Genomic DNA, 20661 nt, shown 5'->3' on the forward strand with positions numbered 1-20661 from the left:
AGACAGGTCCCGCTCGCTCAGCCCTCAGCCCCGCTTCCACCGCACACCCTGCGGCGTGTCTTCGAGCACGATCTGCTCGGCCGCGAGCTGGTCGCGGATCGCATCGGCGCGGGCGAAGTCGCGGGCCTGCTTGGCGGCGATGCGTGCGTCGATCAGCGCCTGGATGCGCGCGTCGTCGCCATCGCTGGCGCCGCGGGCGAACCAGTCGGCAGGCGCCTGCTGCAGCAGGCCCAGCGCGAGGCCGGCGCCGAGCAGGTCCGCCTTGAGCGTCGCGCGCGTGGCGTCGTCGGTGGCCTTGCGTGCATCACCGGCGATGCGCGCGACCTCGGCGAGCGCGGCCGGCGTGTTGAGATCCTCGTCCAACACGGCTTCGATGCTGTCGGGAATGCGCGCCTCAGCCTCTACATCGGCCAGATCGCGCAGCGTGCCGTACAGCCGGTCCAGCGTCCTCACCGACTGTTCGATGAGCGCAGCCGACCAGTCCAGCGGCTGGCGGTAGTGCGCGGAGAGCAGGGCATAGCGCAGCGCTTCGGGTGCGTGCGTGCGCACCAGGTCGTGCACGCGCTCGATGTTGCCGATCGATTTGGACATCTTGCTGCCGGCGAAGGTCAGCATGCCGTTGTGCAGCCAGACGTTCGCGAACGGCGCGCCGCCGTGGGCGCACTCGCTCTGCGCGATCTCGTTCTCGTGGTGCGGGAACTGCAGGTCGACGCCGCCGGCGTGGATGTCGATCGTCTCGCCGAGATGCGCGGCGGCCATCGCCGAGCATTCGATGTGCCAGCCCGGCCGGCCGACGCCCCAGGGCGATGCCCAGCCCGGCAGATCGTCGGTCGACGGCTTCCACAGCACGAAATCACCGGCATCGCGCTTGTACGGCGCGACCTCGATGCGTGCGCCGGCGATCATGTCGTCGGTGTCGCGGCGCGAGAGCTTGCCGTAGCCGTCGAAACTGCCGACCGCGAACAGCACGTGGCCTTCCGCCGCATAGGCGTGGCCGCTGTCGATCAGGCGCTCGATCATCGCGACGATCTCGCCGATGTGCGCGGTCGCCGCGGGCTCGATGTCCGGCGGCGCGATGCCCAGCGCGGCCATGTCCTCGCGGTAGGCGGCGGCGAAGCGGTCGGTGATCGCCGAAATCGGCACGCCCTGGTCGCGCGCGGCGGCGTTGATCTTGTCGTCGACGTCGGTGATGTTGCGCGCGTATTTCAGCGCGCCGTAGCGGCGCCGCAGCAGGTCGGCCAGCACGCCGAACACGACCGGCCCGCGGGCGTTGCCGATGTGGACGTAGTTGTAGACCGTCGGGCCGCAGACGTACATCGTCGGGCACGCGGGATCGAGAGGCGCGAACGGTTCGAGCTGGCGGGTCAGGCTGTTGTAGAGATGCAGGGACATGGCGGACTCGCCGGGATAACCGGACGATTCTAACGCGCCCGCCGCGCTGCGCTGTCTCCGGGACAGCGCAACCTGCGCGCCGCGTCGCAGCGGGCCTTATACGTGTTCACGACAGCATCGATTCAGCCCCCGCAGGTGGGCGCGGCCTACACTGCATTGGTGTCGATCGCGCTCCGAAGCCACCCTCGTGCGAACTCCGCGCTGCCTGTACTGGCGGTGCTGTTCGCCTGTGCGTGTCCGGCCTTCGCGCAGAGCCCGCCGCCGGCGCCCGAGAACGCGCGTCTCGAGTACGCGCAGGTGCTGCGGGCCGAGCCGGTCTACCAGACGCTGCGCGCGACCAGCATGGTCGAGCGTTGCGAAGCCACCACCCCGGTCGCGGAGGAACAGCGGCGCGGTGTCGCGCGCTGGGTCGGCGCGGTCAAGGATGTGCTGCGTTCCGAGGATGACCGGGTCGAAGAGACCGACCGCTCCGCCGGCGGGGACTGCCGCATGGTGCCGATCGAGCGCGAGTTCCGCCGGCCGATCGCCTACGACGTCGACTACGTGCACAAGGGCGTCAAGTATCGCTCGCGTCTGCCGTACGACCCGGGCAACCGCCTGCGGGTACGCGTGTCGGTGACGCCGATCGTGCCGCCGGCCGGCGAGCGTTGAGCATCGCGTCCGCCGCTGTTGCAGTGCAGCGCTTCGCGTGCGAGGATTCGCGCCTCATGAACGCCCTGCGCGCCGACGCCGACATCCTCACCTCCGCCCGCATGGCGTCGGGGATGACCTCGCGTGCCCGCCGACCGGAAGCCCACATCCTCCCGGGCTAGTCGGAACGTCGTTCGCGTATGCGTGCTGTTCTGCAGAAAACCCGGCCGATGCCGGGTTTTTTCGTTTCCGAAACACCGGTTTCATCGATCCATCCGATCCTCCTCCCATCGCCTCCACGAGATTTCCACCGATGACCGCGATCCGACACTTCCTCAACACGCAGGACTGGTCCCGTCCCGACCTCGACGCCCTGCTGGCCGATGCCGCGCGCTTCAAGCGCGAGAAGCTCGGCGATGCGCTCAAGGGCAGGTCGATCGCGCTGGTGTTCTTCAATCCGTCGATGCGCACGCGCACCAGCTTCGAACTCGGCGCATTCCAGCTCGGTGGTCACGCCATCGTGCTGCAGCCGGGCAAGGACGCATGGCCGATCGAATTCGAACTGGGCACGGTGATGGACGGCGACACCGAGGAGCACGTGGCCGAGGTCGCGCGCGTGCTCGGCCGTTACGTCGACATGATCGGCGTACGCGCGTTTCCGAAGTTCGTCGACTGGTCGGTCGATCGCGAAGACAAGGTGCTCAAGGCGTTCGCGCAGTACTCGCCGGTGCCGGTCATCAACATGGAGACCATCACCCATCCCTGCCAGGAGCTCGCCCACGCGCTGGCGCTGCAGGAGCACTTCGGCACGTCCGATCTGCGCGGCAGGAAGTACGTGCTGACCTGGACCTATCACCCCAAGCCGCTCAATACCGCCGTCGCGAATTCCGCGCTGACCATCGCCACGCGCCTGGGGATGGACGTGACCCTGCTGTGCCCGACGCCGGACTACGTGCTCGACCAGCGCTACATGGACTGGGCGGCGCAGAACGTCGCCGAGAGCGGCGGCTCGCTCGCCGTCAGCCACGACATCGACAGCGCCTATGCCGGCGCCGACGTGGTCTACGCCAAGAGCTGGGGCGCGCTGCCGTTCTTCGGCAACTGGGCGCCCGAGAAGCCGATCCGCGACCAGTACCAGCACTTCATCGTCGACGAGCGGAAGATGGCGCTGACCAAAAACGGCGTGTTCTCGCACTGCCTGCCGCTGCGCCGCAACGTCAAGGCGACGGATGCGGTGATGGATTCGCCCAACTGCATCGCCATCGACGAAGCCGAGAACCGCCTGCACGTGCAGAAGGCCGTCATGGCGACCCTGATGCGCTGACGTGCGCCGCACCCCATCCGAATTCTTTTCCGCATCCCCACGGACATCTCCATGACCAGCGCCCACACTTCCCGCGACATCGTCCTCGCCTTTTCCGGCGGCCTCGACACCAGCTTCTGCGTGCCCTATCTGAAAGAGCAGGGCTGGACCGTGCACACCGTGTTCGCCGACACCGGCGGCGTCGATGCCGAGGAGCGCGCCTTCATCGAGCAGCGTGCGGCCGAACTCGGCGTCGCAAGCCACGTCACCGTCGATGGTGGTCCCGCGATCTGGGACGGTTTCGTCAAGCCGTTCGTCTGGGCCGGTGAGGCCTACCAGGGCCAGTACCCGCTGCTGGTGTCGGACCGCTATCTGATCGTCGATGCCGCGCTCGCGCGCGCCGCCGAACTCGGCACCAACGCGATCGCGCACGGCTGCACCGGCATGGGCAACGACCAGGTGCGTTTCGACCTCGCGGTGAAGGCGCAGGGCGAGTACCGCATCGTGGCGCCGATCCGCGAGATCCAGAAGGAACACACGCAGACGCGCGCCTACGAGCAGGCGTATCTGGAAGCGCGCGGCTTCGGCGTGCGCGCCAAGCAGCAGGCCTACACGATCAACGAGAACCTGCTGGGTCTGACGATGTCCGGCGGCGAGATCGACCGTTGGGAAGCGCCGGGCGAGGGCGCCCGCGGCTGGTGCGCGCCGCGCGCCGAATGGCCGGAAGCGCCGCTGCAGGTCAAGGTCCGGTTCGAGCAGGGCACGGCGTTCGCGCTCGATGGCGAAACGCTGCCGGGCGCGCAGATCCTCGCGAAGCTCAACGCACTGTTCGCGCCTTATGGCGTGGGCCGCGGCGTCTACACCGGCGACACCGTGATCGGCCTCAAGGGCCGCATCGTGTATGAAGCGCCGGGCCTGATCTCGCTGCTCGCCGCGCACCGCGCGCTCGAAGACACCGTGCTGACCAAGCAGCAGAACCGCTTCAAGCCGGAGGTCGCGCGCAAGTGGACCGAGCTGGTCTACGAAGGCTTCTTCCACGATCCGCTCAAGGCCGACATCGAAGCCTTCCTCGCATCCTCGCAAGCGAAGGTCACCGGTGAAGTGGTGCTGGAAACCCGCGGCGGCCGTGTCGACGCGGTGGCGGTGACCTCGCCGCACATCCTCAACGCCAAGGGCGCGACCTACGCGCAGTCCGCGGACTGGGGTGTCGAAGAGGCCGAGGGTTTCATCAAGCTGTTCGGTATGAGCTCGACGCTGTACGCGCAGGTCAATCGCTGAGTGTCGAGCCCCTCTCCCTTAGGGAGAGGGGTCGGGGTGAGGGCCGCAAGGTCGTGCCCCTCATCCGCCCCTTCGGGGCACCTTCTCCCTGAGGGAGAAGGATTCATCTGCCCGGAATTTCTTGACTCCATGACCGATCTGCTTGCGACGACACTCGACCATCTCGAACAGCTGGTGTCCTTCGACACCCGCAATCCGCCGCGCGCGATTGCGGCCGAGGGCGGGATCTTCGATTACATCCGCGGCCGGCTGCCGGGTTTCGACGTCGAGGTGATCGACCACGGCGACGGCGCGGTGAGCCTGTTCGCAGTGCGTGGCGCGCCGACGGTACTGTTCAACGTGCATCTGGACACGGTGCCGGACTCCCCGGACTGGAGCGCCGATCCGCACGTGATGCGGCGTCTCGACGATCGCGTGATCGGCCTCGGGGTCTGCGACATCAAGGGCGCAGCCGCAGCGCTGATCGCGGCGGCCAACGCCGGTGACGGCGACGCGGCGTTCCTGTTCTCCTCGGACGAGGAAGCCAACGATCCGCGGTGCATCGCCGCCTTCCTCGCGCGCGGTCTGCCGTTCGAGGCCGTGCTGGTTGCCGAACCGACGCAGTGCGAAGCGGTGCTCGCGCATCGCGGCATCAGTTCGGTGCTGATGCGTTTCGCCGGCACCGCGGGACATGCATCGGGCAAGCAGGATCCGGCGGCGAGCGCATTGCACCAGGCGATGCGCTGGGGCGGCCGCGCGCTCGATCACGTCGAATCCCTGGCGCACGCGCGCTTCGGTGGCCTGACCGGTCTGCGCTTCAACATCGGCCGGGTCGAAGGCGGCATCAAGGCCAACATGATCGCGCCGGCCGCCGAGCTGCGCTTCGGTTTCCGGCCGTTGCCGTCGATGGACATCGACGATCTGCTGCAGACCTTTTCCGGCTTCGCGCAGCCCGATGCGGCGCATTTCGAGGAAACCTTCCGCGGTCCGAGCCTGCCGTCGGGTGACATTGATCGCGCCGAAGACCGTCGGCTCGCCGCGCGCGACATCGCCGACGCCTTCGATCTGCCGATCGGCAACGCCGTCGATTTCTGGACCGAGGCCTCGCTGTTCTCCGCCGGCGGTTACACCGCGCTGGTCTACGGCCCGGGCGACATCGCCCAGGCGCATACCGGCGACGAATTCGTGACGCTCGACCAGCTGCAGCGCTACGCCGAGTCGGTGCACCGGATCATCAACGGCGATCGCTGAGCACCACCTGCACCCTCCGCCTTCCACGCGTCATCCCACGCCCAACCGATTGCAGCCCGTGAACATTCCCGCGACCCACGTCCAGACCCGTCAGACCATCGTGCGCCTGCTCTCGAGCATGGCCAGCGCGAAGGAGATAAGCCAGTACCTCAAGCGCTTCTCGCAGCTGGATGCGAAGCGCTTCGCCGTGGTCAAGGTCGGCGGCGCGGTGCTGCGCGACGAGCTCGACGATCTGACGTCCTCGCTGTCGTTCCTGCAGGAGGTCGGCCTGACACCGATCGTGCTGCATGGGGCCGGTCCGCAGCTCGACGCCGAGCTCGCCGCGGCCGGCATCGAAAAGCAGACCGTCGGCGGCCTGCGGGTCACCACGCCCGAGGCGCTGGCCATCGTGCGCCGCGTCTTCCAGGCCGCGAACCTGCGTCTCGTCGAAGCCCTGCAGCGCAACGGCGCGCGTGCGACGTCGATCACCGGCGGCGTGTTCGAGGCGACGTATCTCGACCAGAGCACGTATGGCCTGGTCGGTGAAGTGAGCGCGGTGAATCTCGCACCGATCGAAGCCAGCCTGCAGGCCGGTTCGATTCCGGTGATCACGAGCCTCGGCGAAACCGCCGCGGGGCAGATCCTCAACATCAACGCCGATTTCGCCGCCAACGAACTGGTGCGTGAGCTGCAGCCCTACAAGATCATCTTCCTCACCGGCACCGGCGGTCTGCTCGATGCCGAGGGCAAGGTCATCGATTCGATCAACCTGTCGACCGAGTACGGCCATCTGATCCAGCAGCCGTGGATCCACGGCGGCATGAAGGTCAAGATCGAGCAGATCAAGGCGCTGCTCGAAGGTCTGCCGATGGCCTCGTCGGTGTCGATCACGCGACCGGCCGATCTTGCCAAGGAACTGTTCACCCACAAGGGGTCCGGCACGCTGGTGCGGCGCGGCGAACAGGTGCTGCGCGTGACCGACTGGTCGGAACTGGATCTCGAACGTCTGAAGTCGCTGATCGAATCGAGCTTCGGCCGCGCACTCGCGCCGGACTACTTCGAACGCACGCCGCTGCTGCGCGCCTACGTCAGCGAGAACTACCGCGCCGCGGTGATCCTGACCGAAGGCGAGGGCACGGTGTATCTGGACAAGTTCGCCGTGCTCGACGACGCGCAGGGCGAAGGCCTCGGCCGCGCGGTATGGAACGTGATGCGCGACGAGACGCCGCAGCTGTTCTGGCGCTCGCGCCATCACAACCAGGTCAACATCTTCTATTACGCCGAGTCCGACGGCTGCATCAAGCAGGAGAAGTGGAAGGTGTTCTGGTACGGCCTCGACGGCTTCGAGCAGATCCAGCGCTGCGTCGCGCATTGCGCGACCCGTCCGCCGACGCTGGTGGGCTGAGTGGGCGAACGCGCCGCCAATGCCGCGTGGCATACGGTGCCGACCCTGACCGGTCGTCACGTCTCGCTGGTGCCACTTGCGCCGGCGCATGCGGACGCGCTCGCGATCGTCACGCGCGACAGCGGTCTGCATACGGCGTGGTTCACCAACGTGCCTGCGCCGGATGACGTGCCGCGCTACATCGACAGGGCACTCGAGTCGCAGGCGGCCGGCGAGGCGCTTGCTTTCGCCGTGCTGGATGCCGATGGCAGCGTCGTCGGCAGCACGCGCTTCTACGATCTCGACGCCGCGGTGCCCAATCTCAAGATCGGCTACACCTGGTATGCGCCACGCGTGCAGCGCACCGGTCTCAACACGGAAGCCAAGCTGCTGCTGTTCACGCACGCCTTCGATGCGCTCGGGTGCGCGTCGGTGGCGTTCGAGACCAGCTGGTTCAATCACGCCTCACGCGCGGCCATCGCGCGCCTGGGCGCACAACAGGATGGTGTGCTGCGCCATCACAAGCGGCATGCCGACGGCTCGCTGCGCGACACCGTGGTGTTTTCGGTGATCGACGCGGAATGGCCGGCGGTGCGTCGCCATCTTCGTCACAAGCTGGACAGCCATCCATGAGCACATCTCCCATCCGCCTCGGCATCGTCGGCGCGCGCGGCCATACCGGCCAGGAACTGATCCGCCTCGTCGCCGCGCATCCGGGCCTCGAACTCGCGTTCGTGTCCTCGCGTGAGCTCGACGGCCAGCGCGTCGCCGATCACACCGACGGCTTCGCGGGCGAACTGCGCTTCGAAAGCCTCGATGCCGACGCCGTCGCCGCCAAGGGCGCCGATGCGGTGATCCTCGCGCTGCCCAACGGCAAGGCCGCGCCGTTCGTCGCCGCGATCGATGCCGTGAAGCCGGACACGCTGATCGTCGATCTGTCGGCCGACTACCGCTTCGAGGCCGGCTGGTATTACGGGCTGCCGGAGCTGACGCGCAGCCGTTACGCCGGGCAGCGCCGGATCAGCAATCCCGGCTGCTACGCGACCGCGATGCAGCTGGCGATCGCGCCGCTGGCCGAGCATCTCGCCGGGCCGCCGCAGTGTTTCGGCGTGTCGGGCTACTCGGGCGCGGGCACCACGCCGTCGGACAAGAACGACACCGCGCTGCTGGCCGACAACCTGATGCCCTACGCGCTGACCAACCACGTGCACGAGCGCGAGGTGTCGAAGCAGCTGTCGCTGCCGGTCGAGTTCATGCCGCACGTCGCGCCGCACTTCCGCGGCATCACGATGACGGTCAACCTGTGGCTCTCGGCGCCGATGTCGCGCGACGCGGTCAAGGCGCTGTTCGATACGCGCTACGCCGACGAACCGCTGGTCGAGGTCATCGACGATGCGCCGTGGGTCAGCCGGATCGCCGGCCGTCACGGCGCGCAGATCGGCGCCTTCACGATGGCGCCGGGCAATGGCCGCGTCGTTGTCGTGGCGACGCTCGACAACCTGCTCAAGGGCGCGGCGACACAGGCGATGCAGAACCTCAACCTCGCGCTGGGCTTCGACGAACTGACGTCGATCCCGCATTGATCGTCTCCGGGGGCGCGCGTTCACATGCGAAGGCGCTCTACCGGTGCAGCTTGATCGCGCGCAAGCGCGCTCCCACAGATCCAACCCGGAAACCGACATGAGCACTCTCCTCTGGCAGAAGCCCGGCGTCGCCGTCGACACGCAGATCCAGGCGTTCCTCGCCGGTGACGACGTGATCCTCGACCGCGAATTCTTCCTGCACGACATCGCCGCGAGTGCCGCGCATGCCGAAGGCCTGCAGCGCGTCGGCATCCTGTCGAGTGACGAGCTCGACGGCTTGAAGCGCGAACTGACGACGCTGGCCGACGATTTCCGCAGCGGTACCTTCGTGCTCGACGAACGTTTCGAGGATGGCCATTCGGCGATCGAGGATCGTCTGACCGAACGCCTCGGCGATGCCGGTCGGCGCATCCACACCGGCCGCAGCCGCAACGACCAGGTGCTGGTCGCAACGCGCCTGTGGCTGAAAGAGAAGCTCGCGCGTCTGGCGTCGCTGTCGCGCGAGATTGCCAAGATCGCGCTCGACCGCGCCGAAGCCGAGCGCGAGCTGCCGATTCCCGGCTACACCCACATCCAGCGCGCCGTGCTGTCGTCGGGCGGCATGTGGTGGTCGGGCTGGGCCGAGGCCTTCATCGATGACGCGGTGCGCGCGCAGGACACGCTCGCGCTGATCGACTGCAATCCGCTCGGCACGGCGGCCGGCTACGGCGTGAATCTCGCGCTCGATCGTGACCACACGACCGCCGCACTCGGCTTCGCGCGGCTGCAGATCTCGCCGGTCTACGCGCAGCTCTCGCGCGGCAAGTTCGAACTCGCTGCGCTCGAAGCGCTGGGCAGCGCGACGCTGGATCTGCGTCGTCTGGCCTGGGACCTGTCGCAATTCACCAGCGCCGAGTACGGCTTCGTCGCACTGCCGGCGCAGTACACGACCGGCAGCTCGATCATGCCGAACAAGCGCAATCCCGACGTCGTCGAACTGATGCGCGCCACGCACGCCAGCGTGGCGGCGGCGCGCACCGAGATCGAACAGCTGCTGTCGCTGCCGTCGGGCTATCACCGCGACCTGCAGAGTTCCAAGGGCGCGATCTTCCACGGCTTCGGCCGTGGGCTCGCCGCGCTGGAACTTCTGCCGGCGCTGCTGGCGAATCTGGAATGGCGCGAAGACCGGCTGCGCGCCGCGGTCGATTCGGGCATGTACGCGACCGATGTCGCGGTAGAAGCCGCGATCGCCGGCGTGCCGTTCCGTGAGGCCTACCAGGCCGCCGCAGCCAGCGCCGACACGGCCGGGCAGGGCCGCACGCCGGAAGGCAGTCTCGCCGCGCGTACTTCGCCGGGCGGCGCCGCCGATCTGCGCTTGGACACGCTGCGTGCGCGCTGGGATGCGCTGGCCTGACGAACGGTCTTCAACCGGAGAACTGCCGACATGAAACGCTTCCTCGTCATCGCGATGCGTCGCCCGGACTTCGATGTGTCCGTCGTCGCGCCGCATCAGGCCTTTCTCGACGACCTGCGCGCGCGCGGTCTGCTGGACATGACCGGCGGCTTCGCAGACGGCACGGGCGGCGCGTATCTGCTGAGCGGAATCGCGACACTGGACGAAGCGCGGGCGATCGTCGCGGCCGACCCGCTGGCACTGCAGAATGCGAGCGAGCTCGTCGTCCACGAGTGGAACACCCGCTGAGCGCAGCCGACCGATGCACGTGCCCGACACCGATGCGTTCCCCGAGCAACCGCTGCCGCCCTGGCGGCGCGCGGTGCTCAAGGTCGGCAGCAGTCTGCTGGCGGCCGACGGCGGCGGTCTGTCGGCGCAGTACGCCGACGCGCTCGCCGGTTTCGTGCGCGCGAGTCATGCCGCGGGCCGCGAGATCGTCGTGGTGTCGTCGGGCGCCGTCGCGGCGGGTCGCGCGATCCTGCATGCGAACCTCGCAGCCGGCGCGCCGATGGCCGAACGCCAGGCGCTCGCCGCACTGGGCCAGGCACGGCTGACCGGCTTCTGGCAGGGCTTCTTCGAACGCCCGGTCGCGCAGGTGCTGCTGACCCACGACGACCTGCGCAACCGCCGCCGCTATCTCAATGCGCGCGCAACGCTGACCGCGCTGCTGCGTCACGGTGCGCTGCCGGTGGTCAACGAGAACGACACGGTCTCGGTCGACGAACTCAAGCTCGGCGACAACGACAATCTCGCCGCGATCGTCGCCGCGCTGGTCGATGCGGACGTGCTGTTCATCGCCACCGACATCGATGGCCTCTATGACGCGGACCCGCGCATCGAACCGCACGCGCGACCGATGCCGGTCGTCGCGAAGATGAGTGCCTCGCTGCTGGCAGTCGCCGGTGGCGCCGGCAGCAGTGTCGGCACCGGCGGCATGCGCACCAAGCTCGAAGCCGCCCAGCGCGCTGCATCGGCGGGCGTCGCGACGGTGCTGTTCAACGGTCGCCGCGCCGACGTGCTCGAAGGTCTCGCGCACGATCGCCTGCGCGGCACGCGCATCCATCCGCTGCGCACGCGCATGGCCGCACGCAAGCACTGGCTGCAGAACGCGCCGGCGGAACCGGGCGCGATCCTCGTCGACAACGGCGCCGCGAACGCGATGGTAGAGAAGGGCGCTTCATTGCTGCCGGGCGGCGTGCTCGCCGCGGAAGGACAGTTCCGGCGCGGCGATCTGGTGTCGGTGGTGCTGCGCGACGGCGAAGCGCGCGAGCCGATCGCGCGTGGGGTGACGCAGTATTCGGCCGACGACATCCGCCGGCTCGCGCGGCGGCACTCGCGGGACATCGAGGCGACGCTGGGCTACAGCTACGGCGAGACCATCGTGCATCGGGATGATCTGGTGCTGGTGTGATCCGGTCAGTCTCAATACGCGTCCAACCATGGACCGTCATTCCGGCGAGCGCCGGATTCAATTTGGACGTCGGCTTCTTCGCTGAGTGAACGGAGATCAAGATGGATTCCGGCGTGATCAGACGTTCGTCTGTTGAGAACCGCCGGAATGACGGCGCTCGATGGCGCCAGTACTGGTGAGTTGCACGTACAGGCAGTTGCCACCGCAAGCATCGCGCCCATTGCCGCATCGCGCTAAGTTGTCGCTCCCCACACCACGTCCACGTCCCATGAGCGAGATCCGAACCGCCGCCCTGGCCTGCCGCGACGCCGCCGCGCAGCTGGCGATGCTCGATACCGAGGCGCGCAATGCACTGCTGGGTGCAATGGCCGATGCGCTCGACGCGAACGCCGGTTCGATCCTCGCCGCCAACGCGCGCGACATCGAAGCCGCCGAAGCGCGCGGTACCGCCGGTGCGCTGCTCGATCGTCTGCGTCTCGACGCGGCGCGGCTCGCCGGCGTGTCCGCTGCGGTCCGCGAAGTCGCAGCCCTGCCGGATCCCGTCGGCCAGGTCACCCGCGACGACGTGCGCCCGAACGGTATCCGCGTGCGCAAGGTGCGGGTCCCGCTGGGGGTGATCGCGATGATCTACGAGGCGCGGCCGAACGTGACCGCCGACGCCGCGGCGTTGTGCATCAAGGCCGGCAACGGGGTACTCCTGCGCGGCGGCAGCGAGGCGATCCAGTCCAATACCGCGATCGCCGATGCATTGCGCGGCGCGATCGAAGCGAAGGGCATCGGCGCCGACGTGCTGACCCTGGTCACCGATCTGCGCCGGGAAACGATGCTCGAACTGCTGCAGCTCAGCGACATCGTCGACCTGGCGATTCCGCGCGGCGGCGAAGGCCTGATCCGTTTCGTCGCCGAGCACGCACGCGTGCCGGTGATCAAGCACTACAAGGGCGTCTGCCATCTGTTCGTCGATGCCAGCGCCGATCCCGATCTCGCAATGCGTCTGCTGCTCGACGGCAAGACCGGCCGCCCCAGCGCCTGCAATGCGCTGGAGACGCTGCTGGTGCATGTCGACATCGCCGATGCGTTCGTGCCGCGCGCGATCGCCGCGCTGCAGGCGCGCGGTGTGGAAGTGCGTGGCGATACCGGCATCGCGTCACGCGCGGATTGCGTCGTGCCGATCGGCGAGGACGACGATGCGGCCGAGTTCCTCGATCTCGTCATCGCCGCGCGCGTCGTCGATTCGCTCGATGCCGCGCTCGCGCACATCCGGCGTTTCGGCTCCGACCATACCGAGGTCATCGCCACGCGCGATGAGGCGAATGCGCGTCGCTTCGTCGCCTCGCTGCGTTCGGCCGTCGTCATGGTCAACGCGTCGTCGCGGTTCAGCGATGGCGGTGAACTCGGATTGGGCGCAGAGATCGGCATCTCCACGACGCGCCTGCACGCCTACGGCCCGATGGGGCTCGAAGCGCTGACCGTCGAACGCTTCGTCGTCGACGGGGCCGGGCAGGTGCGGCACGTGGAGAACGCGGCCGCGGTCTGATCAGCTGCCGCTGGTCGCCGCGACCGGGCGCGCATCGTCATCGAGTGCGAGTCGCACGATGCGGCCATCGCGCAGCTTCGCCGCCAGTGCCGGGCTCGCGCCGAGCGAGATGCGGACCTGTTCCTCGCTGGTCTTCACCCGACGCTTGCGGCGGTCGGCCTTGGAGAAGCGCACGCGGTTGTATTCCGCCCAGCCGATGAGCAATGCGCCGCAGATCAGCGCGATCACCGGCAGCGACAGCAGCAGGAACGCGTCGATCTCGTTCTCGTTGAGATACAGCCGCAGATACGCGGTGCGCACGCCGACGAACCAGGCGACGGCGGTGATCAGCGGCACCCAGAGCCAGGCGTAGACCGTCCAGGCCGCGGCAGTGAGCGCGCCCGAGGCGAGGCGCTTGCGCGGGCCGCGTGCGGGCGTGTGGTCGATGATCGGCGGGGTCATGCGGCGGCTCCTCGGTCGGGACTGATCCACACCGCGCGGCGACGGCGGCGCAGCAGGGTGCGCGGGAATGCGACGACGGCGGTGAACATGCCGAGCATCCAGAAGGCGATTGGATACCAGATGACCCAGTAGAAATGCCGGGCCATCTTCGTTTCGTACCGGCGTTCGATCAGCAGGCTGGTGCCGAACTGCAGCATGCAGACGAAGGCCAGCGCCACGCCGTGCCAGCGCGGCAGGATGGTGTCCACGTGCCAGGCTGGCGGCAGGGTCACGAACAGGCCGACCAGCCACAGCGTGATGATCGTCAGCATCACGTAGGCCCATGCCAGGCTCAGCACGTATTCGAGCAGCACGCCCCACATGCGGCGCTTCTTCCATGCCAGCACGCTGCGGCCGTGACTCAGCAGCACTTCGACGCCGCCGCAGGCCCAGCGCAGACGCTGCGACCACAGCCCGCGCAGGGTTTCCGGCATCAGGATCCAGCACAGCGCGTTGGGTTCGTAGCGGATGTCCCAGCCGGCGAGCTGCAGGCGCCACGAGATGTCGATGTCCTCGGTGACCATCCGGTCCGACCAGTACCCGACATCGTGCAGCGCGGTGCGACGGAAGGCGCAGATCACGCCCGACACCGTGAACAGACGGCCGTAGGTGCGCTGCGCGCGCTTGATCAGGCCGATGATCGCGGAGAACTCGCCGATCTGCATGCGGCCCATCAGCGTGGTGCGGTTGCGGATGCGCGGGTTGCCGGTCACCGCACCGACGCGGGGGCCGTCGATCAGATGCCCGACCATCCAGCGCACCGCATGCGGGTCGAGCGTGGCGTCGGAATCCACGCAGACGAGGTAATCGGACGTCGCCGCCAGCGTGCCCATGCGCAGCGCATTCGCCTTGCCCTGGTTCTCGGCCAGATGCACCACGCGCAGGCGTGGATGATCGGCGACCAGTGCATCGAGCAGTTCCGGCGTGCGATCGCTGCTGCCGTCGTCGATCGCGATGATCTCGAAGTCCGGATACACCTGGGCCGAGAGCGCGGCGATCGTCGAGACGATGTGGTCCTCCTCGTTGAAGCAGGGCACGAGGATGGAGACGAACGGCGTGCGCCGCATCGGCGGGGGGGCATCGGGTTTCGGCGCGTTGCGCTCGCGCCGCATGTAGTAGTAGACGCCGCCGGTCATCCAGAAGAACGCCATGACGATGGGGTAGAAGAACGCGAAGTTGAACAACCCGCGCGTCCAGTCGATCGAAGACCAGTCCATCGGCTCAGCGCTCCAGGTAGGGGAAAGCGCGCGCGGACATCGCATCGCGCGCGTCCTCGAGCGTTGGCTGATTGCCGATGAAGTCGTCGGGGTAGTAGCCCAGATGGCGGATGCCGGCCGCCTGCAACAGTCGCGACTGCGCACGCAGCGTGTCGCCCGGCAGCGGCGCGGGGACGCGCCAGTCGACGGTCTGCAGTTCGAACAGCGTGCGCTCCACGCCCTTGGGCGTCGCGCGCACCGCATCGGCGAGCGTGCGCAGCCAGGCCTGCGGATCGTCCACATTCTCCATGTGCGGCATCGCCATCAGCGCGGTGGTGTCGTAGGCGGCGAGGAAGGGTTCGAGCCGCTGCGCGAACCAGGATTCCGACGCAGGTTCCAGCACCGGCCGCGCGAACAGGTTGCGCGCGGTCGTGAGCTTCGGCCGCCAGCGCTGGGCTGCGGTCTTGAGCGCCATCGTGAAATCGATCAGAGCCTGCGTACGCGCCGCGGGCACGCCGCCGCCATACGCGGGAATCTCGTCGTCGCGCAGATAGGCATCGTCATGGAACAGCAGGCCGTCGAAGTGGCTGTTGGCGGCGAGTTCGGCGTAGATGTCGGAGACGATCGCAAGCGTGCGCGGGTCACCGGGATCCAGACGCGGAATCTCGTGTTCACCGGTCGCGACGATCTGCAGTGCGCGCTGCAGGTCCGCATCGGCCAGCTTGAAGCCGAGCACCGGCATCCACGCATACACCCGGACCTGAGCGCGCGTGCGCAGCTGCCAGGCGACGCGATTGAACAGGTCGGCGCGCACCGGCATGTGTTGGCTGGGGAAGTAGACCGCCTCGGCGGCGCCGTCGCCGTCCGGATCGGCGAAGGCCTGCAACCAGACATGGGTGGGGCCGATGTCCTGCATGCGCTGCACGAGAGAGTCGACGTTGCGCGCCAGCTGCGCGGGGTCTTCGTCGTAGACGTAATCGAGATCGACCTGGATCGCGCGCACGCCATCGAGGGACAGATCACGCCGCAGTTCGCCGGCGAGATCGCGCACGTCCGGATTGCGGTGCATCAGCAGGCGCGCGAGGCTCGCGAGCGAGGCCTGGTCCGCGCGTGCCTCGCCCTGCAGGCCGAGATCGGTTTCCTGCGCGCGCCCTTCGAGATCGAACGACAGTGTCATGCCGAGCGCGGTGGCGATGCCGTTGGCGACGTCGTTGTAGGCGGCGTAGGGCCACACGATCACGCGCGGCGCCTGGCCGACGTTGCGTTCGATCAGCGCCCGGCTGGCCTGCAGATCGGCTTCGATCCGTGCGCGCCAGTCGGCTTCGTTCTCGTAGCCGCTGCCTTCGGTCCAGATGCGGGTCACCGCGGCCGGCGTCTGGTTGCCGAAGGGATTGCCGGGCAGGCCGCGATGCAGATCGTGACTGTGCGATCCGATCTCGATCAGACCGCTGTCGTGCATCTCGCGCAACTGCGCCCAGGTCAGGAAATCGTCGCGGGTGAAATCGCGCGGACCATACGGCACCCCCTGATCCGCCGGCAGTTCGACCCAGCTCGTGACCGGTGCGACCAGCGCGGGCCAGTTGTAGGCACGCAACAACGGGAACACGTGCGTGTACGCGCTGCGCAGACCGTCGTCGAAGGTCAGCAGCACGGCCCTGTCCGGCAGCGTGCCGCGACCGGTGCGCGCATCGATGACCGCCTGCACGCTGACGGCCTGGTAGCCGTGGGCGCGCAGCCAGTCGAGGTGCTGGGCGAAGTTGGTCGTCGACACCGCGTAGGGATCGGGATCGCCCTTCGGCGCCACGTCGTCGCGGATGTCGTGATAGCTGAGTACCAGCAGCGACGCGTGCGCGGGCGACAGTACCGACAGCAGCGCGAGCAGCGCGGCCGCGATCCACGTGCGTGTGGACGCGATCATCGGGCACCTCCCCAGCGCAGTTCGACATCGAAGGCGACGCGCTGCTCGCGCAGGCCGTCGTAGACCGGACGCGACCACGCCACGCCGTATTCGAGTTCATGGCCGTCGCGCCGCCACAGGTGGCGATAGCCCAGCGACGGCACCCAGTGCGTGCCCGCGTCGCGCTGCCAGTACGGGCCGGCCGTCACTTCGACACGCTGCTGGAACGCGGTCTCGTAGCGCCGCCAGGTGATGTGGTCGAAGCGCAGGCCGACGTTCGCCGACGCGTCGCGTTCGGGATTGAAGTAGCCCACCGTGTCGCCGCGCGAGCCGCGGCTGGTGTACGCCGACAGCAGGCCGTCGATCATCAGATGCGGACGCGTCAGCAGACGCTGCGTCGCATCGACGCCGAGCTGGTCGCGCGTGTTGCCGTCGTCGTAGCGCAGTCGCGACAGGCGGCCCTGCAGGGCGAAGGTGTCGCTGGGCACGTACGACGCGGTGAGCGTCGCGCTGTCGGCATCGATGCCGAGGCGGCGCGCCTGCAGCGAGGTGTCCTGCGCATTGCGCGCGACTTCCACGCCGGCGCGCCAGGCATCGCTGAAGCGCCAGTCGGCGCCCAGCGTCCAGGTCGCGCCGCTCGATGCACCGCCCGCCGCGCCGAGCGTCGCCCAGGCGCCGAGCCGGTCGTGGCGATACCAGGTGCCGACACCGGCCGCGCGATGGCGCGTGCGGCCGTCGATGAAGTCGGCCCAGTCCTCGTGCGCGAACACGCCGACGCGCCAGCGGTCGTCGATCAACGGCGAACGCACCTCGAGCGCCCAGCCACCATCGCGGCTGCCGAACGGCGAGATCGACGTGCCGGCGCCCTCGCGTTGCCGACTGCGGCCGCGATCCGCCGACAGCGTGGCTTGCACACCGCGGTGGCGTTCGAGATCGCGTTCGACGCGCTCCAGCCGTGGATCTTCGGTATGCGCGCGCTGCACGGCGCGGAGCGCATCGCGCGCGTCGTCGATCCGGTCGAGCGCGGTCAGCGCGCCGACGCGGCCGGCCAGCGCGTCGCGGTCCTGCGGCGCCATCGTCAGCGCCATCTCGTAGCGTTCGAGCGCGGCAGCCGGGCGCAGCCTGCGCGACTGCACCGCGCCGTAGGCCGCCTGCAGACCGGGGTTGTTCGGACCGATGCCGGCCTGCGCGTGCAGCATCGTCTCCGCACGTGCGTTGTCGTTGGCGTAGGACTGCGCGAGCGCGTGATTGAGGTCGGCGCTGTAGCGGTCCCAGTTCTCGTAGCCGCTGCGCGCACCCGCCTGGCGCGGCCAGGCCTCCTGCGATGCGGCCAGCGTTTCGAACAGGGGCAGGGCGCGGTCGAAGCGCTCGGTCTCGATGAAGGCGTAGCCGAGCAGGATGCGGGCGTTGACGTCGTGCGGTGCGTGGGCGATCGCGCGCTCCAGTACCGGAATCGCCTCGGCGGGACGCCGCAGGGCGAGCAGCGAATCGCCGACGGTGCCGAGAATGTAGGCGGGCACGTCGATGCCGTCGTCGAGCAGCGCCTGGTAGCCGGTGACGACGGCTTCGTGCTGCTGCAGGTGGTTCAGCGCCGACAGCGCGTCGACACGCAGGCGGGTGGCTTCCCAGTTGGTCTGGCGGGGTGCAGCCCGCTGCAGCGCTTCGAGTTCGGCCAGCGCGGCGCGTGATTCGGCGAGTCGCGCGTCCGGTGTTTCCGGCTCGACCCGGCCCCAGCCGATCGCGCGCGCGACCGCGTCGCCTTCGATGCGCTCGCGCTCGTGATCGGCGAACAGCTGCGGACGCTGGCGCATCGCCTCCATGGCGAGTCGCGAGCTGCCGAGATCGGTGAGGATCAGCACCCGCAGGCGGAACGCATCGTCGTCATCGGGCGCTGCCGCGAGTCGGCACTCGACGACCAGCAGCGCTTCGGCGGGGCGATTCTGCACGCGCAACTGCTCTGCCTTCCGGCGGACGTCCGGATCCGACGCCGCCCAGACCGCGCCGGCCAGCGGCGCGACGAGGCAGGCGAGAACCAGTGCCCGGCACAGACCGCGCGGTCGCAATTCAGATGAACGGGGGTGACCGGAACGGCGCGGACAGACGGGCACGGCATCTCGCTTGGGCTGGGAGCTGCACGACAGGTGCAACGGCGGCGGGATGCTGGCGGTTACAAAGTGAGGAGCGCGTCACGCAATCGTGTGAAATGCCGACAGGTTCAATGCAGTTTTCAGACACGTTCGCGTGAAGATAGCGACTGAACAGGGTCCTGGCTGAACCGGTTCAGCGCCATAGGAAAATTCTCAACAGAACCTGTACAGGCGTGCTGATGTCGGGTCTGGGCGGACCAGAGTCTTCCTACCAGGTGTCCTCGAGCCAGCGTGGCTTGCACGCCAGCCAGCCACCGAACACGAGGACCGCCACGGCCACCAGCAGCATCGCGAACGGCCAGCGCCAACCGCCTGTCGCGGCGTGCAGCACGCCGAACAGCAGCGGTCCGGCGCAGCTGAGCGCATAGCCCGTGCCCTGCATGAAGCCCGAGAGCGCGGCAGAGCCGCCCGGGGTGCGCGTGCGCAGATTGATCAGCGTCAGGGCCAGCGGGAAGGTGCTGGGGCCGAGGCCGAGCAGGATCACCCACAGCACCGGCGCGGCCATCGGCCCGAACAGCAGGCCGGCGTACGCGCCCAGATGGCAGCCCGCGCACAGCAGCACGATCACGAAAGGATTGCGCATGCGCACCGCGATCGACGGCATGCCCAGCGCACCGATCAGGCCGAGCGTGGAGAACAGCGCGACCATCGTGCCGCCGAACGCGGGCGACGCGCCGGCTTCGGTCAGCAGCAGCGGCAGCCAGGTGAACATCGCGTAGGTGATCAGCGATGTCATGCCGAACATCAGGGCCATGCCCCAGGCGATCGGGGAACGCCAGACGCGGCCGGCCGGGGGGACGACCGCGTGCGCATCGACAATGGGCGCGGGCGGTGCCAGCGATTCGCGATGGCGCAGCAGCAGCCATAGCCACGGCACCGCGGCCGCGAATGCGGTCAGCGACCAGATACCCAGCGCCCAGCGCCAGCCCGCGGCGTCGGCAACCGGCACGGCCAGCAGCGCGGGCAGCATCGTGCCCAGCTGCAACACGGTGATGTAGAGCGTGCTGATCGCGCCGACGCGGTTCGGGAACCAGCGTTTGACCAGCGGCGGCAGCACCACATTGCCGATACCCATGCCGGCCAGCGCGATCGTCGCGCCGAGGCCCAGCACGCCGACACCGTCGGCCAGCGAGCGCAGCACCAGGCCACCGCCCGCCAGCGACATCGCCAGCAGCGCGGTGCGCTCCAGGCCGATGCGGCGCGTCAGCGCCGGCGTCGCGACACCGAACACCGCGAACGCGGCGGTCGGCAGCATGCCGAGCAGGCCGGCGGTGGTGGAACCGAAGCCGAAGACGTCGCCGAGCACGTCCAGCAGCGGCGTCAGCGAGGTCACCGCGGTGCGCAGGTTGAACGCGGACAGGGCGATGCCGGCCAGTACGAGTACGGGCAGCAGACGGGACGCGGAATGCGCGGGGGCACGCGAAGTCATGGCGGCGGGGGGACCATCCATCGCCGCGAACCGGGCACGGCCGGAAAAACGAAAAAACCGGCGCGAGGGCCGGTTTTCGATATCACCTACCGCATCACTGCGGATGGTCGGGGAGACAGGATTCGAACCTGCGACCTCTACGTCCCGAACGTAGCGCTCTACCAGACTGAGCTACACCCCGAAGGTGAGCCGCGCATTCTACTGATGCACCCTCGGGGAGGGCAAGCACTTCGTGAAGGGAATTTTGCAGCCGCGCATCGGACGCGATGGCGACCGCGTCCCGGACGCGGCGGGCTGCGATAATAGCGGCTCGCGATACCGGTGTGCGGTGTCCGCGTTCCGGAACCCGCATG

17 protein-coding genes and 1 tRNA gene are annotated in these 20661 nt (G+C 68.6%); 11 read left to right on the plus strand and 7 right to left on the minus strand.

Going from position 1 to position 20661, the window contains the following annotated elements:
* Nucleotides 1-24: 24 nt before the first annotated feature.
* Nucleotides 25-1392 carry a cysteine--tRNA ligase gene (gene cysS / locus V3391_RS02970; RefSeq protein ID WP_332076913.1) on the minus strand — a complete coding sequence of 456 codons (1368 nt, stop codon included), beginning with the start codon at nt 1390-1392 and terminating at the stop codon, nt 25-27.
* A 165-nt stretch (nt 1393-1557) separates the two neighbouring features.
* On the opposite strand from cysS, the gene V3391_RS02975 reads away from it, so the two are divergent.
* The 11 genes from V3391_RS02975 to V3391_RS03025 all read left to right on the plus strand — a co-directional run bounded on the left by V3391_RS02975 (nt 1558) and on the right by V3391_RS03025 (nt 13159).
* Nucleotides 1558-2043 (plus strand): hypothetical protein, encoded by a 486-nt coding sequence (locus V3391_RS02975; RefSeq protein ID WP_425497211.1) that lies wholly within the window; start codon nt 1558-1560, stop codon nt 2041-2043.
* A gap of 292 nt (nt 2044-2335) precedes the next feature.
* Nucleotides 2336-3346 (plus strand): N-acetylornithine carbamoyltransferase, encoded by a 1011-nt coding sequence (locus V3391_RS02980; protein WP_332076915.1) that lies wholly within the window; start codon nt 2336-2338, stop codon nt 3344-3346.
* Between the two features lie 51 nt (nt 3347-3397).
* Nucleotides 3398-4603 (plus strand): argininosuccinate synthase, encoded by a 1206-nt coding sequence (locus V3391_RS02985; protein WP_332076917.1) that lies wholly within the window; start codon nt 3398-3400, stop codon nt 4601-4603.
* A gap of 129 nt (nt 4604-4732) precedes the next feature.
* Nucleotides 4733-5833, plus strand: a complete 1101-nt coding sequence (locus tag V3391_RS02990; protein ID WP_332076919.1) for an acetylornithine deacetylase — start codon at nt 4733-4735, stop codon at nt 5831-5833.
* A 58-nt stretch (nt 5834-5891) separates the two neighbouring features.
* On the plus strand, nt 5892-7217 hold the full coding sequence (locus V3391_RS02995; RefSeq protein ID WP_332076921.1) for an acetylglutamate kinase: 1326 nt from the start codon (nt 5892-5894) through the stop codon (nt 7215-7217).
* On the plus strand, nt 7218-7829 hold the full coding sequence (locus V3391_RS03000; RefSeq protein WP_332076922.1) for a GNAT family N-acetyltransferase: 612 nt from the start codon (nt 7218-7220) through the stop codon (nt 7827-7829).
* Nucleotides 7826-8779 (plus strand): N-acetyl-gamma-glutamyl-phosphate reductase, encoded by a 954-nt coding sequence (gene argC, locus V3391_RS03005; RefSeq protein ID WP_332076924.1) that lies wholly within the window; start codon nt 7826-7828, stop codon nt 8777-8779. The genes V3391_RS03000 and argC overlap by 4 nt, the downstream gene beginning before the upstream one ends.
* 97 nt (nt 8780-8876) lie before the next feature.
* A complete protein-coding gene (argH, locus tag V3391_RS03010; protein WP_332076925.1) occupies nt 8877-10172 on the plus strand; it encodes an argininosuccinate lyase in 1296 nt (431 codons plus the stop codon).
* Nucleotides 10173-10202: 30 nt separating this feature from the next.
* Nucleotides 10203-10460, plus strand: a complete 258-nt coding sequence (locus V3391_RS03015) for a YciI family protein (RefSeq protein WP_332076926.1) — start codon at nt 10203-10205, stop codon at nt 10458-10460.
* Between the two features lie 13 nt (nt 10461-10473).
* On the plus strand, nt 10474-11622 hold the full coding sequence (gene proB, locus V3391_RS03020) for a glutamate 5-kinase (protein ID WP_332076927.1): 1149 nt from the start codon (nt 10474-10476) through the stop codon (nt 11620-11622).
* A gap of 268 nt (nt 11623-11890) precedes the next feature.
* Nucleotides 11891-13159 carry a glutamate-5-semialdehyde dehydrogenase gene (locus tag V3391_RS03025; RefSeq protein ID WP_332076928.1) on the plus strand — a complete coding sequence of 423 codons (1269 nt, stop codon included), beginning with the start codon at nt 11891-11893 and terminating at the stop codon, nt 13157-13159.
* Here V3391_RS03025 and pgaD read toward each other — a convergent pair whose 3' ends face one another.
* The 6 genes from pgaD to V3391_RS03055 form a co-directional block, all read right to left on the minus strand.
* On the minus strand, nt 13160-13600 hold the full coding sequence (gene pgaD, locus V3391_RS03030; protein ID WP_332076929.1) for a poly-beta-1,6-N-acetyl-D-glucosamine biosynthesis protein PgaD: 441 nt from the start codon (nt 13598-13600) through the stop codon (nt 13160-13162).
* Nucleotides 13597-14856 (minus strand): poly-beta-1,6-N-acetyl-D-glucosamine synthase, encoded by a 1260-nt coding sequence (pgaC, locus tag V3391_RS03035; protein WP_332076930.1) that lies wholly within the window; start codon nt 14854-14856, stop codon nt 13597-13599. Before pgaC ends, pgaD begins: the two co-directional genes overlap by 4 nt.
* 4 nt (nt 14857-14860) lie before the next feature.
* Nucleotides 14861-16753: a poly-beta-1,6-N-acetyl-D-glucosamine N-deacetylase PgaB gene (pgaB, locus tag V3391_RS03040; protein WP_332076931.1), complete on the minus strand. Its 1893-nt coding sequence runs from the start codon at nt 16751-16753 to the stop codon at nt 14861-14863.
* Complete coding sequence (gene pgaA, locus V3391_RS03045; protein ID WP_332076932.1) at nt 16750-18678, minus strand: poly-beta-1,6 N-acetyl-D-glucosamine export porin PgaA; 1929 nt, start codon at nt 18676-18678, stop codon at nt 16750-16752. The genes pgaB and pgaA overlap by 4 nt, the downstream gene beginning before the upstream one ends.
* A gap of 409 nt (nt 18679-19087) precedes the next feature.
* The gene (locus V3391_RS03050) at nt 19088-20308 is read right to left on the minus strand and encodes a CynX/NimT family MFS transporter (RefSeq protein WP_332076933.1); all 1221 of its coding nucleotides are present in this window, start codon (nt 20306-20308) and stop codon (nt 19088-19090) included.
* A 104-nt stretch (nt 20309-20412) separates the two neighbouring features.
* Nucleotides 20413-20489: transfer RNA gene (locus V3391_RS03055), tRNA-Pro, on the minus strand.
* Nucleotides 20490-20661 lie beyond the last annotated feature (172 nt).

The sequence above is a fragment of the Luteimonas flava genome, from assembly GCF_036584485.1.
GTDB lineage: Bacteria > Pseudomonadota > Gammaproteobacteria > Xanthomonadales > Xanthomonadaceae > Luteimonas > Luteimonas flava.

Bases quoted from the DNA above. Each gene is read 5' to 3' on its own strand.
- argC (WP_332076924.1), top strand. From the start codon at position 7,826: ATGAGCACATCTCCCATCCGCCTCGGCATCGTCGGCGCGCGCGGCCAT.
- argH (WP_332076925.1), top strand. From the start codon at position 8,877: ATGAGCACTCTCCTCTGGCAGAAGCCCGGCGTCGCCGTCGACACGCAG.
- V3391_RS03050 (WP_332076933.1), bottom strand. From the start codon at position 20,308: ATGACTTCGCGTGCCCCCGCGCATTCCGCGTCCCGTCTGCTGCCCGTA.
- proB (WP_332076927.1), top strand. From the start codon at position 10,474: ATGCACGTGCCCGACACCGATGCGTTCCCCGAGCAACCGCTGCCGCCC.
- V3391_RS03015 (WP_332076926.1), top strand. From the start codon at position 10,203: ATGAAACGCTTCCTCGTCATCGCGATGCGTCGCCCGGACTTCGATGTG.
- cysS (WP_332076913.1), bottom strand. From the start codon at position 1,392: ATGTCCCTGCATCTCTACAACAGCCTGACCCGCCAGCTCGAACCGTTC.
- pgaC (WP_332076930.1), bottom strand. From the start codon at position 14,856: ATGGACTGGTCTTCGATCGACTGGACGCGCGGGTTGTTCAACTTCGCG.
- V3391_RS03025 (WP_332076928.1), top strand. From the start codon at position 11,891: ATGAGCGAGATCCGAACCGCCGCCCTGGCCTGCCGCGACGCCGCCGCG.
- V3391_RS02985 (WP_332076917.1), top strand. From the start codon at position 3,398: ATGACCAGCGCCCACACTTCCCGCGACATCGTCCTCGCCTTTTCCGGC.
- V3391_RS02980 (WP_332076915.1), top strand. From the start codon at position 2,336: ATGACCGCGATCCGACACTTCCTCAACACGCAGGACTGGTCCCGTCCC.
- pgaB (WP_332076931.1), bottom strand. From the start codon at position 16,753: ATGATCGCGTCCACACGCACGTGGATCGCGGCCGCGCTGCTCGCGCTG.
- pgaD (WP_332076929.1), bottom strand. From the start codon at position 13,600: ATGACCCCGCCGATCATCGACCACACGCCCGCACGCGGCCCGCGCAAG.
- V3391_RS02990 (WP_332076919.1), top strand. From the start codon at position 4,733: ATGACCGATCTGCTTGCGACGACACTCGACCATCTCGAACAGCTGGTG.